12 protein-coding genes are annotated in these 16521 nt (G+C 65.2%); 1 reads left to right on the plus strand and 11 read right to left on the minus strand.

What is annotated here, in order from left to right; translation table 11 throughout:
• Positions 1 to 77: 77 nt before the first annotated feature.
• The 10 genes from pdeM to AC4BCN_RS22740 form a co-directional block, all read right to left on the minus strand.
• Complete coding sequence (gene pdeM, locus AC4BCN_RS22695) at positions 78 to 764, minus strand: ligase-associated DNA damage response endonuclease PdeM (protein WP_490491801.1); 687 nt, start codon at positions 762 to 764, stop codon at positions 78 to 80.
• Complete coding sequence (locus tag AC4BCN_RS22700) at positions 761 to 3226, minus strand: ligase-associated DNA damage response DEXH box helicase (protein WP_490491802.1); 2466 nt, start codon at positions 3224 to 3226, stop codon at positions 761 to 763. The genes pdeM and AC4BCN_RS22700 overlap by 4 nt, the downstream gene beginning before the upstream one ends.
• Before the next feature lie 7 nt (positions 3227 to 3233).
• Positions 3234 to 4865: an ATP-dependent DNA ligase gene (locus AC4BCN_RS22705; protein ID WP_490491803.1), complete on the minus strand. Its 1632-nt coding sequence runs from the start codon at positions 4863 to 4865 to the stop codon at positions 3234 to 3236.
• Positions 4858 to 5898: a ligase-associated DNA damage response exonuclease gene (locus AC4BCN_RS22710; protein ID WP_490491804.1), complete on the minus strand. Its 1041-nt coding sequence runs from the start codon at positions 5896 to 5898 to the stop codon at positions 4858 to 4860. Before AC4BCN_RS22710 ends, AC4BCN_RS22705 begins: the two co-directional genes overlap by 8 nt.
• Before the next feature lie 90 nt (positions 5899 to 5988).
• Complete coding sequence (locus tag AC4BCN_RS22715; protein WP_490493627.1) at positions 5989 to 7659, minus strand: RecQ family ATP-dependent DNA helicase; 1671 nt, start codon at positions 7657 to 7659, stop codon at positions 5989 to 5991.
• Between the two features lie 116 nt (positions 7660 to 7775).
• Positions 7776 to 8174, minus strand: a complete 399-nt coding sequence (locus tag AC4BCN_RS22720; RefSeq protein ID WP_034750597.1) for an MAPEG family protein — start codon at positions 8172 to 8174, stop codon at positions 7776 to 7778.
• Positions 8175 to 8224: 50 nt separating this feature from the next.
• Complete coding sequence (locus AC4BCN_RS22725; protein WP_490491805.1) at positions 8225 to 11623, minus strand: hybrid sensor histidine kinase/response regulator; 3399 nt, start codon at positions 11621 to 11623, stop codon at positions 8225 to 8227.
• Positions 11620 to 12744 (minus strand): hybrid sensor histidine kinase/response regulator, encoded by a 1125-nt coding sequence (locus tag AC4BCN_RS22730; RefSeq protein WP_490491806.1) that lies wholly within the window; start codon positions 12742 to 12744, stop codon positions 11620 to 11622. Before AC4BCN_RS22730 ends, AC4BCN_RS22725 begins: the two co-directional genes overlap by 4 nt.
• Before the next feature lie 106 nt (positions 12745 to 12850).
• The gene (locus AC4BCN_RS22735; RefSeq protein WP_490491807.1) at positions 12851 to 13459 is read right to left on the minus strand and encodes a chemotaxis protein CheB; all 609 of its coding nucleotides are present in this window, start codon (positions 13457 to 13459) and stop codon (positions 12851 to 12853) included.
• Position 13460: 1 nt separating this feature from the next.
• Positions 13461 to 14285, minus strand: coding sequence for a CheR family methyltransferase (locus AC4BCN_RS22740; RefSeq protein WP_200873008.1), 825 nt, complete (start codon positions 14283 to 14285; stop codon positions 13461 to 13463).
• Between the two features lie 230 nt (positions 14286 to 14515).
• Between AC4BCN_RS22740 and AC4BCN_RS22745 the strand changes: the two genes are divergently transcribed.
• The gene (locus AC4BCN_RS22745) at positions 14516 to 15484 is read left to right on the plus strand and encodes an IS1595 family transposase (protein ID WP_490491808.1); all 969 of its coding nucleotides are present in this window, start codon (positions 14516 to 14518) and stop codon (positions 15482 to 15484) included.
• Positions 15485 to 15492: 8 nt separating this feature from the next.
• Here AC4BCN_RS22745 and AC4BCN_RS22750 read toward each other — a convergent pair whose 3' ends face one another.
• Positions 15493 to 16479 carry an aldo/keto reductase gene (locus AC4BCN_RS22750; RefSeq protein ID WP_338679431.1) on the minus strand — a complete coding sequence of 329 codons (987 nt, stop codon included), beginning with the start codon at positions 16477 to 16479 and terminating at the stop codon, positions 15493 to 15495.
• Between the last annotated feature and the right edge of the window lie 42 nt (positions 16480 to 16521).

Consider the following 16521-nt stretch of genomic DNA (forward strand, 5'->3'; position numbering starts at 1 on the left):
GGCAAGAGTGCATGTAGGATGAGTCCCGCCTACGGTAGCGTAGTTACTTTCAGTTTTCCACCAAAAGTACCAAACACTCAGCAGTTAGCGGGCAGCGGAAAAATCGCCGCGTCGGCCGTCACGTAGACGCGCTCGCCAGCGCCCGGGCGCACCGCATGGCCGCCCGTGAAAGCACCAAACGAGGGCAAAATGGCGCGCTCCTGCCCCAGCAGGAAACACGGCAGGCGCAAGCCGCCCCTATGTCGTTCAGTCCCTGCTGCGCGCAAGTGGAACACGGGATGCACGTGGCCGGCCAGCACATAGCCGGGCGCCACGGTATCCGGATGATGGCAGAACGACAGCTTGCCCACCTGGTGCGGTTCATCGACCATGCGTATCGCCAGCGTGGCGGCCGGGTCGCCCGCATGCGCATCGTGGTTGCCGCGCACCACCGTCAGGCGCACGTCCCGATGGCGCGCGCGCCAGGCCAGCATGGCTGCCACGGTGGCGGGCGCATGCGCGGCGCGCGCGTGCAGGAAGTCGCCAAGAAAGACGATTTCCTCGCAAGCGTAACTGGCCAGCAAGACGTCGAGCGCCAGCAGGTTTTGCGTCGTGGTGCCGCGCGGCACAGGCACACCCAGCGCGCGAAACGCGGCCGCCTTGCCGAAATGGATGTCGGCGATAACCAGCATCCGGCGCGCCGGCCAATAGATGGCCTTGTGCGCCAGCAGCCAGACTATCTCGCCAGCCAGCTCCACCACGCAGTGTGCTTGCGGCCCGCTCATGCGGCCGCCTTTTCCAGCGCGCTGACCAGGCGCGCCACCCGGTCCGACAGCTTTTCCGTCGTCAGCTGTTCGCGAAAGCGCTCGACCATCAGGCCGAAGGCAAATGGCGATGCCCGTTCCAGCGCTTGCAGGGAAATGCGCCGTCCATGCAGCTCGCGCAAGGTGGCGCGCAGGCGCGTCAATTCCAGCTCCTGTTCCAGCACTTCGCGCTGCGCCTGCGTGAGCAGCAAGTTGGCCGCATCGTGCTTGCGGAACACTTCAAAAAACAGCGAGGACGAGGCCTGCAACTGGCGCGCGCTTTTCGGCTGGCCCGGATAGCCCTGGAACACGAGGCCGGCGATGCGGGCGATTTCGCGGAAGCGCCGCTGCGACAATTCCGTCGCATTCAGGCTGGCCAGCACGTCCTCGAGCAAGTTGTCGGTGCTGAACAGGGCAAGATCGGCGCCGCTGGCGCCCGACAACAGCGGCGCAAAATCGATGTCGTCCGCACCCAGCAATTCAAAGCCGTAATCGTTGACGGCGATCGACAAGGTCGCCGGCTGCACGCGCGCGATGCGGTAGGCCAGCAAGGATGCCAGGCCCAGGTGCACGGAGCGTCCCGCAAACGGATACACGAACAAATGATGGCCTTCGCGGCTGGACAAGGTTTCCAGCAGCAAGGTCGCGCGCGTGGGCAGGCTCGACCATGCCTGCTGGATGGCCAGCAGCGGCGCCAGCGCGCGCATTTCCGGCCCGCTGGCCTTCCCTTCCTGCGCCAGTTGCAACTGGTCGAGCACGGCATGCGCGAGTTCCGACGACAGCGGCATCTTGCCGCCCTGCCAGCGCGGCACGGCGCCGCGGCTGCCCGTGGCGCGCCGCACGTAGGCCGTCATCTCGTGCACGCGCACGAATTCCAGGATGCGCCCGCCAAACAGAAAATGGTCGCCCGCCTTCAGGCGCGCGATGAACGATTCCTCGATGCTGCCGATCCGCCCGCCACCGAGGAACTTGACCTGGATCGCCGCCTCCGACACGATGGTGCCGATGCTCATGCGGTGGCGCCGCGCCAGCGCCACGTCCGGCACGCGGTACACGCCTTCCTCGTCCGGCAACACGCGCCGGTATTCCGGATATACGGTCAGGCTTTGCCCGCCCCGCGCGACGAAATCGAGCGCCCATTGCCACTCGTCCAGGGTCAGGTGGCGATACGACCAGGCCGCGCGCACTTCCGCGTACAGCTCGGCAGACTGGAAACCGCCGCCCAGCGCGATCGTCACCATGTGCTGCACCAACACGTCGAGCGGCTTGTCCGGCACGGGCCGCGCTTCCAGGTGGCCTTGCGCCAGGGCAGTGCGGGCAGCGGCCGCTTCCAGCAATTCCAGGCTGTTCGTGGGCACCAGGGTGACGCGCGAAATGCGTCCCGGCGCGTGACCGCTGCGCCCGGCCCGCTGCACCAGGCGTGCGATGCCTTTCGCGCTGCCCACCTGCAGCACCCGCTCGACGGGCAGGAAATCGACGCCCAGGTCCAGGCTGGACGTGCACACGACGGCTTTCAGTTCGCCCGTTTTCAGGTGCTGCTCGACCCACTCGCGCACTTCGCGGTCCAGCGAACCGTGGTGCAGGGCGATCAGTCCCGCCCAGTCGGGCCGCGCATCGAGCAGGTGCTGGTACCACAGCTCGGCCTGCGAACGCGTATTCGTAAACACCAGGGTGGTGGCGCTGCCCTCGATTTCGGCGATCAACGGTTGCAGCATCTGGATGCCCAGGTGCCCGCCCCAGGGAAAGCGCGTGGGGTTGACGGGAATCAGACTGTCGACGAGGATGCGCTTCTTGACTTTGCCTTCGACCAGCACGCCGGCGCTTTCCTCGCCCAGCAAGACGTCCCGCGCCTGCCGCAGATTGCCCAGGGTGGCCGACAAGCCCCACGTCATCAATGCGCCATTCCAGCGGCGCAAGCGGGCCAGCGCCAGCTGCACCTGCACGCCGCGCTTGCTGCCCATCAATTCATGCCACTCGTCAACGATCACGGTTTCAAGCAAGCTGAAACGTTCGCGGGCATCCGCCTGGCTCAGCATCAATGACAGGCTTTCCGGCGTCGTGACGAGCACCTCGGGCCAGGCTTTCGCCTGCCGTGCCCGCTGCGCCGCGCTCGTGTCGCCCGTACGCGCCTCGATGCGCCAGCCGGGGGCAAGCTCCGCGCCCGAGGCTTGCAGCGCGCGCACCGTGTCGGCCGCCAGCGCCCGCATGGGCGTAATCCACAGCACGCGCAAGCCCTGCTTTCGTCCCTTGCGTTGTAGTCGCTCGGCGCGCAGCAAGGCGCCGAACCAGACGGCATAGGTCTTGCCGGAGCCCGTGCTCGCATGCAGCAGACCGGACTGGCCCTGTGCAGCCGCACGCCAGACGGCGCGCTGGAACGGGAACACCGCCCAGTCGCGCGCGTCAAACCACGCATCGATGCGCTGCGCCAGCGCGCTTTTGCTCATTGCTTGCTCATGTGGCCTGGACCAGCATGGCCTTCAGGGTGGCCAGGGTGTCCGCATCGGCGATGGCCTTGTCGTCACGCCGGCGCAGGATGCGGGGAAAGCGCACGGCGATGCCCGCCTTGTGGCGGCTGGAGGCGGCGATGCCTTCGAAGCCGATCTCGAACACCATCGTCGGCTTGACGCTGCGCACGGGGCCGAATTTTTCTATCGTCGTCTTGCGGATGGCGGCATCGACTTGCCCGATCTCCGCATCCGTCAAGCCCGAATACGCCTTGGCGAACGGCACCAGCTTGCGCTCGCCTTCCTCAACGTCACCCCACACGGCAAACGTGTAATCCGTGTACAGCGACGCGCGCCGGCCGTGGCCCGCCTGGGCGTAGATCAGCACGGCGTCGATCGAATACGGATCGATCTTCCATTTCCACCAGGTGCCCACGTCTTTCGTGCGGCCCACGCCATACGCGGCAGACCTGGCCTTGAGCATCATGCCCTCCACGCCCCGCGCCCGCGATTCAGCGCGGATGGCCGCCAGCGCCTCCCAGCTTGCCGCCACTATGCGCGGCGACAAACGCAGCGCGGGAGCATTTACGCTGGCCACTACGCTTTCCAGCAGCGCGCGGCGCTCGAGCTGGGGCAGTTGCCGCACATCGACGCCATCGAGTTCCAGCACATCGTAGGCCACGAGCACGGCCGGCAGCTCGGCCAGCAGCTTGGACGACACGCTCTTGCGGCCCATGCGTTGTTGCAGATCGGCAAATGGCGCCGGCACATCGCCCGGCTGCCAGATAAGGATTTCGCCATCGAGCACGGTGCCCTCGGGCAAGGCCAGCTGCGCCAGTTCGGGAAAGCGCTCCGTGATCAATTCCTCGCCGCGCGACCACAGCCAGTTCACGCCCTCTCGGCGCAGCAGCTGGGCACGCATGCCGTCGTATTTCCATTCGGCCAGCCAGTCGCCGATGTCGCCGAGGCTCTGCGGCTCCGCCTGCAAGGGATGGGCGAGGAAAAACGGGTACGGCTGGCCGCCGCGCAGCGCATGTTCACCGTCCGACTGCGCCGCGATCAGCTTGAGAAAACCCGCGCCCGTGGGGCTGACCTTGCCGTCGGTCCAGCCCATCAGGCGCTGAGCGATCAGCTTGCTGTCGACGGCGGCAATGGACGCCAGCGCACGCGTCACCAGCAGTTTGGACACGCCCACGCGAAAGCCGCCGCCGATCAGTTTGATCAGCAGGAAGCGTTCGCGCGTTTCCAGCTCGTCCCAGTAGGCCAGCAAGTCGGCGCGGATGGTCTCGGGCGGTGCACCGCGCAACGGCGCGATGCGCTGCTCGACCCACTCGGCCAGGCCGACATCGCTGCGCCTGGCGGGCGCGGGCAGGATCAGGGCAATGGTTTCGGCCAGGTCGCCGACGGCGTGATAGGCCTCGTCAAACAGCCAGGCATCGAGGCCCGCCCGCTCGGTCGCATACTCGCGCAGCAACTTCGTGGGCACGGCCTGGCGCGGCTTGCCGCCGGCCAGGAAGTACACGGCCCAGGCCGCGTTTTCCGGTGAGGCGCCGCGAAAATACGCTTGCAGCGCCGCCAGCTTGCGGCTGGTGGACGTGGTCTCGTCGAGTTCCGCGTACAGCCGGGCAAAGTCACGCATGGGTGACGTCCTCCGCTGCCGTGGACAGGCCGGGCACGCCGTCATCGGCCTCGTCGTCGCCATACTCCGTCTCGAAGCCGCCCGCCTGCCAGCCGTTCTGCTGCAGCCAGCGCACCATCACGGGAATCGAGCCGTGCGTGACGATGATGCGTTCGGCCTGCGTGGCCGTGATCGCTTGCATCAGGCCGGGCCAGTCGGCATGGTCGGACAGGACAAAACCCCGGTCCACGCCACGCCGCCGGCGCGCGCCGCGCAGCAGCATCCAGCCGCTGGCGAACGCATCGCTGTAGTCGCCGAAGCGCTTCATCCATGGCGAACCGGCGGCCGACGGCGGCGCGATCACCATCGCCGTCTTCAGGGCCGCCTTGTCCGTCACGTCGCTCACCATCACGGTGGCGGGCAAGGCCACGCCCGATTCGCGGTAGACCTGCGTCAAGGCCTGCGCCGCGCCATGACAGATGATGGGACCGATGGAAGGGTCGAGCCCGGCCAGGATGCGCTGCGCCTTGCCGAAGGCATAGCAGAACAGCACGCTGATGCGCCCTTCAGCCGCATTCCTGCGCCACCACTGCTTGATTTCATCATTGATTTCCTGCGGCGCCTGCCAGCGGTAGATGGGCAGGCCGAACGTCGATTCCGTAATAAAGGTATCGCAGCGCACGGGCTCGAACGGTACGCACGTGGGGTCCGGCTGCAGCTTGTAGTCGCCCGACGCCACCCACACTTCACCGCCCACTTCCATGCGCACCTGGGCCGAGCCCAGCACGTGGCCGGCCGGATGCAGCGACACTTGCACGCCATGGTGTTCGATGCTCTCGCCATAGGCGAGGCCCTGGATGGACACGGCGCCCAGGCGCGCGCGCAGCACTTGCTCGCCGGGCGCGGCGCACAGGTAATGCCGGTGCCCGACACGCGCATGGTCGGCATGCGCATGCGTGATGATGGCGCGCTCGACGGGACGCCACGGGTCGATGTAGAACTGCCCCGGCACACAGTACAAGCCTTCCTTGCGCACCACCACCATGTCTGCCATGCCCTGCCCCCTGCGTTAAAAAAAGCGCGTTGGAATGGGCTGATTCTAGCGCTCTTGCGCCAAATCACTGTTCGGCAGCGCACCATGGCTTCACGCGGGAACGACGAACTCCGCCATGAAGGTACGCGTGGTGTTTTCCGGAAAGGCAATGGTGACCTGGTCGCCCGCCACGGACAGCACGGTGCCGATCTGGTAGCGCGGTACGCGCACGCGGCTGCCGACGGCGATCTGGGGTGCCGGCGCTGGCGGTGGCGTTTCAACAGGCGCGGGCGGGAACTCGTCAAGGCTGTTGGGTGCGGCCAGCGCGGGCGGCGACTGGCAATTGTCGCAAGTGCAGCAGCGCTCGAAATCGCCAGCATCGCCAAAATAATCGAGCAGCAGTTTCCATCGGCACAGGCCGCTTTGCGCGTACGCCACCATCTGCTCGAGCGCCTGCTTGTCGCGCTCCTGCTTGTCGACATAGATCTGCGCCAGCTGCGCATACGCAGGCATGACGTCCGACGGGGCTGTCAAGCGATAGCCGAGCTTGCGGTCCTGGCGCAGCAGCTTGCCGTCCTTTAACAGTTTCAGGCACACCTTCAAGTGGCCGTCGGAAAACTCGGGCAAGCGCGCTGCCAGGGCGGCGAAAGTAAAGGTGGTCGGCAATTCTTGCGCGGCCGCCACGATGGCGGCCAGTTCTTCGGCCGTGGGATAGTGCTTGGCCAGAAAGAACTGCTGCACCCGCTTGTCTTCCTGGAAGTACAGCAAGGTGCAGTCGGCGGGCAAGCCGTCGCGCCCGGCCCGACCCGATTCCTGGTAGTACGCTTCCAGATTGGCCGGCACCTGCAAGTGAATGACGAAGCGCGTGTCGGGCTTGTCGATGCCCATGCCAAACGCGTTGGTCGCGACCATGATGCGGCGCTCGCCGTTCATGAACAAGTCCTGGTTGTGCTTGCGCTCGCGCGCCGCCAGCTTGCCGTGGTAGCACGTGACGCTCTCGCCCAGTTCCTCCAGCCGCGCCGCCAGGTCCTCGACGGCCTTGACGGTGGCCGCATACACGATGCCCACGCCGGGCGTCTCGCGCAGCAGGCGCAAGACTTCGTCCTGTTTCTCTCCGGCATTCGTGACCTGGATCACGCGGTAGCGCAAATTGGCACGGTAGATGCCGGTATTGATGACCTGCAGCTTGCGCGCTTCGAGCTGCGCGTCGATATCGTCTATCACTTCCCCCGTGGCCGTGGCCGTCAGCGCCAGCACGGGCGGACGGCCCAGCGCGCGCAGGGCGGCCGCGATTTCCAGGTAGGCGGGACGGAAGTCGTGGCCCCATTGGGAAATGCAATGGGCTTCATCGATGACGACCAGGCTGGGCGGCGCGCTGGCCAGCAAGGACAGGAACTCGGGCATCGCCAGGCGTTCCGGCGTGCAAAAGATGATGAGCCTGCCGCCCTGGCCGATGCGGGCGATGGCGTCGTCCTCTTCGGCGCGCGACAGGCTGCTGTTGAGCTGCACGGCCGTGATGCCCAGTTCATGCAGCTTTTCCAGCTGGTCTTTCATCAGCGAAATCAGCGGCGACACGACCAAGGTGGCGCCCGGCAACAGCGCGGCGGGCAACTGGTAGCACAGTGACTTGCCGCTGCCGGTGGGCATGATGGCCAGGGTGTCGCGCCCGGCCAGCACGCTGTCGATGACTTCCTGCTGGCCCGTGCGCAGCCGCGCCACGCCGAAGACCGAGCGCAGCAGGCGCTGGATGTGTCGACCAGACTTGTTCAGCGAAGCAAGCATCATTGCCGTCCTAAAAGTAAAAGCACCATGCCGGCGCCCCTGCGCCAAGGTGCAGTTACTTTACGGCCGGGTCTGGCGCACCGCCATAGGACGGGCGCCACAGCTGGCGTAGGAATTCAGGAAGCAAACAGGATGGCCCAGAACAGCATCAACAAACCGGCAATCGACACGCACCACACGAGCGTGCGCACGACGGGCACGCCAAACGCGTACAGGGGCAGGTACAGCACGCGCGCGGCCAGGTACAGGGCGGCGCCGTACAGGGTCAGCGCGCTTTCCTGCGCCGTCACGTGGGCGATCAGCACGGCGGCGGCGAACAGGGGCAAGGTTTCGAACAGGTTCGCCTGGGCCCGCCGCAAGCGGCCCGTGATCTTGCCCACGGGCGGCCCGTCGCCGTCGCGCGCGCTCACGTTATAGGCCGTGCCCGTTTCGCGCGTGCGAAACAGCGCGGGCAGGAGGATTTGCACCAGCGCCAGCACGAGGGTACAGGCCAGCATCGTCAGTTCAGGAGTCATCCATTTGCCTCTGCAGGGTGAGACGGGCAAGCCGTGGGAGCGCGTGCCAGTCAGGGTTGGTCGAGTGCCGCTTGCAACTCCAGCAAATCATAGGGCTTGCGCAAGACGCTGGCGGAAAAGCCCAGCTCATCCATCGATTCCTTGCCATAGCCCGTGGAAAAGATAATGCGCATGCCAGGTTTGTCGCGCAGCACCATGCGCGCCAGCGCGATGCCGGACATGCCGGGCAGGCTGACATCCGTAAACAGGATATCGAAGTCTTGCTCGTTGAGCAGTTTCCACGCCGCCTCGCCATCGGACACACCGCTGACCGTGTGACCCAGCATGCCCACCAGTTCACACACCATCAGCTGCGAATCGAGATTGTCTTCCACCACGAGTATTTTCATCGATGTCGGCATGTCCCCCTGAGGTTCTGGCGCATGCCCCGTCAAGTCCAGCCCCGGCGTGCCGCCTGCCAGCAGGCTGGCCGCCAGGCCGCCACCCGCTTGCGTGCCGGCCACCGGTGCGCCGGACCGTTCAAACTGGCGCGCGCGCATTTGCTGCTGGCGGTTGGCCAGCACATGGCGCAGCTTGCGCGCCAGCTCTTCGCGCCGGTACGGTTTGCTGAGCAATTCAACTCCCGCGTCGAGTCTGCCCTCGTGCACGATGACATCCTGCGCGTAGCCCGACGTAAACAAGACGGCGATATCGGGCTGCAATTCGCGCGCCTGGCGCGCCATCTCCGTGCTGCTGACGGGACCGGGCATGATCACGTCCGTAAACAGCAAATCGATCTGCGCACCGCTGTGCAGCACGGCCAGCGCGCTTTCGCCATCCTCGGCCTTGAGCACCTTGTAGCCAAGCGCACCGAGCATGTCGACGACGGTCGTCCGCACACCCACGTCGTCTTCGACCACGAGCACCGTTTCCGTGCCGCCCGTGACGACGCCGCTCAATTCCAGCTCCTCGTCCGCTTCCGCCATCAGGGAACGGGGCAAATAGATTTTGACTCCCGTGCCCACGCCAGGTTCACTGTAAATGCGGATATGGCCGCGGCTTTGCGTGACAAAGCCATACGCCATCGACAAGCCCAGGCCCGTGCCCGCGCCTTCCGGCTTGGTGGTGAAGAACGGCTCGAACGCGCGCTGCAGCACGGAGCCGCTCATGCCGCGGCCCGTATCGGTCACTGACAGCATCACGTACTGGCCGGCAGGCACGTCGACCAGGTTGTGCACATACTGTTCGTCGAGCACGACGTTGCCCAGCTCGATGGTCAGCTTGCCCACGCCATCCATGGCGTCGCGCGCATTGATGGCCAGGTTCAGGATGACGTTCTCGATCTGGCCACGGTCGACCAGGGTATTCCACAGCCCGCCACCACCCACCAGCACGATGTCGATCGCTTCGCCCAGGGCGCGCCGCAGCAGCGCATCCATGTTGCGCACCACGCGCGCCAGGTCGGCCACCACCGGTTGCAAAGGCTGGCGCCGGGCAAACGCCAGCAGATGCGACGACAGCTTGGCGCCCCGCTCGACGGCGGCAATCGCCGTATCGAGGCGCTGGCGCATGACGCCATCCGTGCCCGCCAGATGCTGCAGCAAATGCAAATTGCCGGAAATGATTTGCAGCACATTATTGAAGTCGTGCGCGATGCCGCCCGTCAGCTGGCCCACGGCCTCCATCTTTTGCGCCTGGCGCAAGGCGTCTTCCGCCTTCGTGCGCTCATTGACTTCCTGTTCGACCCGGTGCTCGAGCGTTTCGTTCAATTCATGCAGCGCTTTTTCCACGCGGCGCCGGTCCGTGATGTCCGTCTTGACGGCGATCAAGGAACGCGTCTGTCCCTGTTCATCGACCAGGCGGCTGACATTGCTCGACACCCACACTTGCGAGCCATCGGGCTTCAGGTAGCGTTTTTCCAGCGAGAACGATTCGCCCGTTTCCACCAGGCGCTGGAACAGCACGCTGTTGCCGGGCACGTCCGCCGGATGCATGATGTCGTTCATGTTCAGGCTCAGCAGCTCTTCGGCCGAGCGCCCCAGCATGCGGCACAGGGCGCCGTTGACCCTCTGGAAACTGCCGTCGAGGCCCAGCTCGGACAAGCCCACCGAGGCCTGGCCGAAAATGGCCGCCATGCGCTCCTGGCTGGCGTTCAGTTCATCCTCGATCTGGCGCCGCTCCGTCACGTCGAACGACACGCCCACGTAGCGGCGCTGGCCCGGCACGCGGCCTGCCACCACCTCGCCCTGGCGCGCGATCCAGCGCAGCGCGCCATCGGCGGGACGGCGGATGCGGTACTCCACGTATTCGAGGGGATTGGGCGCCACAGCAAGCTTGCTGGGTCCGACCTTTTGCTGGTCGCGCGCATCGACCAGGCTTACCAGCAAGCGTTCCGTTACTTCTTCCTCGTCGGCAATGCCCCACAGGCGGCGAAAGGTGGGCGACACCAGCATCGCGCCCGTCTCGGGGAACCATTCGAAAGTGCCGATGCCGCCCGCCTGCTGGGCCAGGCGCAAGCGCTCCTCGCCTTCCATGCGTTCGGTGACGTCGATGCCTTCGACGAGGATGCCCGTGACCGTACCCTCGTCATCCTTGATGGGCTGGTAGACGAAGTCGATCTGGCGCTGGCCCGTCTGTCCGTCCGCCGTCTGCAAGTCCACCTTCACCTGGCGTCCCTCGTACGGTTCGCCAGTGCGGTAGACCTGGTCGAGCAGTTCGATGAAACCTTGCTCCTTGACTTCAGGCAAGGCCGCTTCGACAGTTTTGCCCAGCAGATCGCGGTGGCCGACCAGGCGCAGATAATGTTCATTCGCCAGTTCGAACACGTGCCGCGGCCCGCGCAGCAGGGCCATGAAGCTGGGCGCCTGCTGGAACAGGGCCCGCAGCAGCGCGCGTTCCTCGCCCAGGCGGCGGTTGGCCGCGCGCACGGCCTCGCTCTCGGCCTGCAATATAGTGTTGAGTTCGCCCAGTTCGGCCGTGGCCAGCTTCAGCTGGCGCCCCTCTTCCATGCGCGCCGTCAATTCCAGCGCCGTGCACAGCACGCCATCGACCTGGCCGCCGGCGCCATGCACGGGCGTGTAATATAGGTCGAAACAGACATCCGCGCGCTGGCCGTCGCGCAACAGCGGCAGACAGCATTCGCGGTGCACCTGGGTCTCGCCGCGCAGTCCCGCTTCGAGGATGCGCGCGTTCCAGTCCCAGATTTCGGGCCAGACGGCCGGCACCGTGCCGCCCAGCGCTTCTGGATGGCGCTCGCCTGCGATCTGGATGTAGTCGTCGTTGTAAATCATCACGTGCTGCGGGCCCCACATCAGCACCATCGCCATCGGCGAATTGAGCACGATGTCGACGCTGGTGCGCAAATGGGCGGGCCAGCCATCGAGCGGGCCCAGGCTGGTGGCGGACCAGTCGCGCTGGCGCACCAGCTCGCCCATATTGCCGCCGCCGCGCGGCCAGGCTGGCGCGCTCATGTAACCAATCCCGCTTGCACGCGCACCTGGCACTGGCGCGGGATGCGCACGGTCGCCAGCGTGCCCTGCGCGGCCGTCGAACTGATCTCGACCGTGCCGCCGTGGGCCTTGACGAACATGTTGACCGTGTACAAGCCCAGCCCCAGGCCCTGCCCCGTCCTGCGCTTCTCGCCCGCCTGCTGGAACGGCTCGAACAGGGTCGGCAGCAAGGCGGCCGGGATGACGCCGCGATTGGCGATGCGCAATTCAATGTGGTCGGCGTTGCGTCCGTCGAGGGCCAGTTGCACGGGCGCGCCCGGCTCGCCATGCGTGATGGCATTGTTTAACAGATTCGAAATGACTTGCGACAGCAAGCCCGCATCGCATTGCCCGTGCAGATTACCCACGCTGCTGACCTCGACCAGCGGGGCCTGGCCGGCCGTCTCGAATTCCTCGACGATGGCGCGCGCCAGCGCCAGGTAGTCGTGCGTGCTGCTGCGCAACTCCATCGTACCCGAGCGGATGCGCGCCAGGTCCAGCAGCTGGTCGACCATGCGCCCCATGCGCTTGGCGCTGCTTTCGATGCGCTGCGCCGTGACGATCACCTTCGGGTGGTCGCTCATCATCGGCAACAGCATGGCGCCGTTCATGACCACGGACAAGGGCGTGCGCAAGTCGTGGCCCAGCACGGCCGTGAACAGTTCGTTCAGGTGCAATGCGTGCTTGAGCTCGTCGAGCTGGGCCGACAATTCGCGTTTCTGCTGGTACAGCTGGACCAGCACGGCCACCTTGCTTTGCAAGGCTTTCACGTCGATGGGCTTGTAGAGAAAGTCGACGGCGCCCGCCTCGTAGCCGCGGAAGCTGTAGCTCGGTTCGCGCGATGCCGCCGTCAGGAAAATCAGGGGAATGCTGCGCGTGCGCTCGCTGCCGCGTATCAGCTCGGCCAGCTCGAAACCATCCATGTGCGGCATTTGCACGTCAATCAGGGCCAGCGCCACTTCATGTGTCAACAGCAATTCCAGCGCTTGCGCGCCCGAGCTTGCCTTCAGGATGACAATACCGGGCCGTGCCAGCACGGCTTCGGCGGCGACCAGGTTTTGCGCGATGTCGTCAACGACGAGGATATGGATAGGTGCGGTCACGGAATCATCTTCAGGCATCGCAACGGCAAGATGCCATCGTGTTTCGATATAAACATCAACATTGTTTCAATTCTCACATATATTACACGCACTACACCACTCTCATTCACTTGTGTTCGCCATCGCCGAGCAATGCCAGGCTGGCGGCCATTTGCGGCAAATCGAGCACGCGGTCGGCGCCCGCCAGCTTGAGCGCGGCCGCCGGCATGATGCCACAACTGGCCCGCTGCGGGTCTTGCACCCAGGCACTGCCGCCCAGCTGCCGCACGCGGGCCAGGCCCGCCGCACCGTCGGCCGAGGCGCCCGTCAGGATAATGGCCAGCATGGCGCGCCGGTAAGCGTACGCAGCCGTTTCCAGCAGGACATCGATGGACGGGCGCGAAAAATACACGGGCGCTTCCTGCGACAGGGAAAAGCAGCCATCGGGCTCGACTTGCAGGTGGTAGTCGGGCGGGGCGAAATACACGGTTCCGGCCTTCAGCGGTTCCTTGTCCTGCGCTTCGCACAAGGGCAGCGCGCAGCGCGCCGCATACAGATGCGGCAACTGGCTCGAGCGGCCTGGTGCCAGATGCAGCACCACCACGACGGCCGCGCGGCAGGTGGCAGGCAAGGCGCGCAGCACAATGCCCAGCGCTTCCACGCCGCCGGCCGAGGCGCCGATGGCGATCAGGCGCAGGCCGGCGGGCGGAGGCGCGACGTCGCAGCTTGGCAGCATGTCAGGCACGCTGGAAGATGCGTTCGGCCGGGCTCAGCTCGTTGAAGCTGTCCGCATGGCGGCTGAAATGCAGGCTTTCCTTCATGCCCAGGCCCAGGAAGCCCCGGTTCACCAGCGCTTCGTGGAACAGGCCCAGACTGCGGTCTTGCAAATCTTTATTGAAGTAAATCATGACGTTACGGCAGGAAACCATGTGCACCTCCGAAAACACGCTGTCCGTCGCCAGGCTGTGGTCGGCGAAGACGAACTGGCGCCGCAAGCGCCGGTCAAAGATGGCGCCCTTGTAGGCGGCCGTGTAATAATCGGACAGCGAACGCTTGCCGCCCGCCAGCTGGTAATTCTCGCTGAACTGGGCGATGCGCTCGATGGGATAGATGCCCGCTTCGGCGGCGGCCAGCGCTTCCACATTGATGTCGGTCGCGTAGATCATGCTGCGCTCGAGCAAGCCTTCCTCTTCCAGCAAGATGGCCAGCGACCATACCTCTTCGCCGCTGCTGCAGCCGGCCACCCAGATCTTGATCGAGGGATAGGTGTGCAGGATGGGCACGACTTTTTCGCGCAGGGCACGAAAATACGCGGGATCGCGGAACATCTCGCTCACTTGCACCGTGAAAAACTGCAGCATCTGCGCGAACATGGCCGGTTCGTGCAAGATGCGATCCTGCAATTGCGACAGGCTGGCGCAGCCGAAGCGCTCCATGGCCTGGCGCATGCGCCGGCGCAGGGACGCCACGGAATAATCGCGGAAATCGTGCTGATAGCGCAGCAGTATTCCCTCAAGCAATAACTTCAGTTCTATATCGAAAATATCGTCATCTAACAACATCCACCTCATCGGATACCTGACCGTTGAACACGGTGCAATGCGCACCGCGCAGTCACTGCCAAATGCTAGCAGATCGCCGGCGATTATCCTGCAGAGAAAGTTTCAGTTAGGTACGCTGGCGTACACTCACGCGTTTTTTTCGGCACTGTCCACGCCCTTCATGCCATTCCCCSGAATCTTCCTGTGTCCCTGCTGTCTGACTGTGTATACCAGACAAACGGGAGCCGTCCATGCAGCCAGCCCAATGGAAAACGTTCATCGCCCAGTTCGCCGGATTGAACCGCCGCCAGCGCCTGGCGGGCATCACCCTGCTGCGCGGGGCCGCATCGCAAGACGTCATCGTGGCTCTGGTCGAAAGCGTGGCCCGGCAGCGATTGCACTGTCCTGCCTGCAACAGCAACCATGCTCACCGGCATGGCCATGCACACGGGTTGCAGCGATACCGTTGCGCTCCCTGCGGGCGCACCTTCAATGCGCTCACCGGCACGCCGCTTGCGCGCTTGCGTCATAAATCGCTGTGGCTCGACTACGCCGATTGCCTGCTGGCATCGGATTCCGTGCGCAAGGCGGCAGTACAGCTAGGAGTGCACCGCAACACCACGTTTCGCTGGCGCCACCGGTTTTTATCGTTGGCAAAGACAGACCGGCCGCATGGCTTGCACGGCATCGCCGAGGCCGACGAGTTATATCTGCTGGAATCGGAAAAGGGAGCGCGGCAGATGACGCGTCCGGCGCGGCGCCGTGGTGGTCATGCCTTTAAACGTGGCATATCGAATGAGCAAGTCTGCATCCTGGTGGCGCGTGACCGCACTGGACAAACCCTCGATTTCGTCACGGGAAAAGGAGCACTGACCAAGGCACAGCTACATGCTTGCCTGCCACCCGTCATCGACAAGGATATCTTGCTGGTCACCGATGGTCATGCCGCCTACCGCGCCTTCGCCCATGAAGCAGGGGTCAGCCACCAGGCCGTCAACTTGCGTGCCGGCATCCGCGTGCGGGGCGCCGCCCACGTGCAAAACGTCAATGCGTATCACAGCCGCTTGCGGGATTGGCTACGGCCGTTTCACGGCGTGGCCACACGCTACCTGTCGAATTACCTGGGCTGGCGCTGGATACTCGACGCCGGGCGCATCCGCTCGCCAGAAACATTATTGAAGGCAACACTAGGAGCATTCCCACATCTAACGGTGACATAGCCTTTTTTTCAGGCATCCACGCCCTTCATGCCTTCTTCCGTATAGCGCGCGCCCGCCGCCATGCCCAAAGGAAAGGCCGCGTTCATCGCCGCCAGTTCCGCCCCATTCAGCCGCACGGCCAGCGCGCCGAGGTTGTCGTGCAAATACGCGATGCGCTTGGTGCCGGGAATGGGAATGATGTCGTCGCCTTGCGCCAGCAGCCAGGCCAGCGCCAGCTGGGCCGGCGTGCAGCCTTTTGCGCGCGCGATGTCCCTCACTTGCGCGACGATGGCCTGATTGCGCGCCAGGTTATCGGCGGCAAAGCGGGGATTGAACTGGCGAAAGTCGCCCGCGTCGAGGCTGGCCGCATCGGCAATGGCGCCCGTCAAAAATCCCCGGCCCAGCGGACTGTAGGCAAAGAAGCTGGCGCCCACGTCGCGGCAGGCGGCCAGCACGCCCTGCTCCGGTTCGCGCGTCCACAGCGAGTATTCGCTCTGCACGGCGTCCACGGGGCAGATCGCCGCCGCGCGCCGCAAGGTGGCGGCGCTCACCTCGCACAGGCCCACGGCGCGGATCTTGCCCTCTTGCCGCAGTTGCGCCAGCGCGCCCATCGATTCCTCAAGTGGCGTCTCGAGATTCAGGCGGTGCAGATAGAACAGGTCGATGGCCTCCACGCCCAGGCGCCCCAGCGAGGCTTCGCACGCCTGGCGGATGTAGGCGGGGGAATTGTCGACGCGGCGCGCATAACTGCCCGCCTCGCGCGCCAGCCCGCACTTGGTGGCGACCAGGGCCTGGCCGCGATGGCTGGCCAAAAAGCGCCCCAGCAACTGCTCGTTGTGGCCGAAACCGTAGGCGTCGGCCGTGTCGAACAGGGTCACGCCCGCCGCCAGGGCCGCTTCCAGGGTGGCCAGGGATTGCGCCTCGTCCGTGGCGCCATAGAATTCCGACATGCCCATGCAGCCCAGGCCCAATGCCGAACTGCTCATACCGTTATTGCCGATGCGTCGCTGTTGCATGCTGCTCTCCTCAGTTGTTGACTCGATGCCGCCAGTCTGGAC

This window comes from Janthinobacterium sp. Bl 1, from assembly GCF_058215535.1.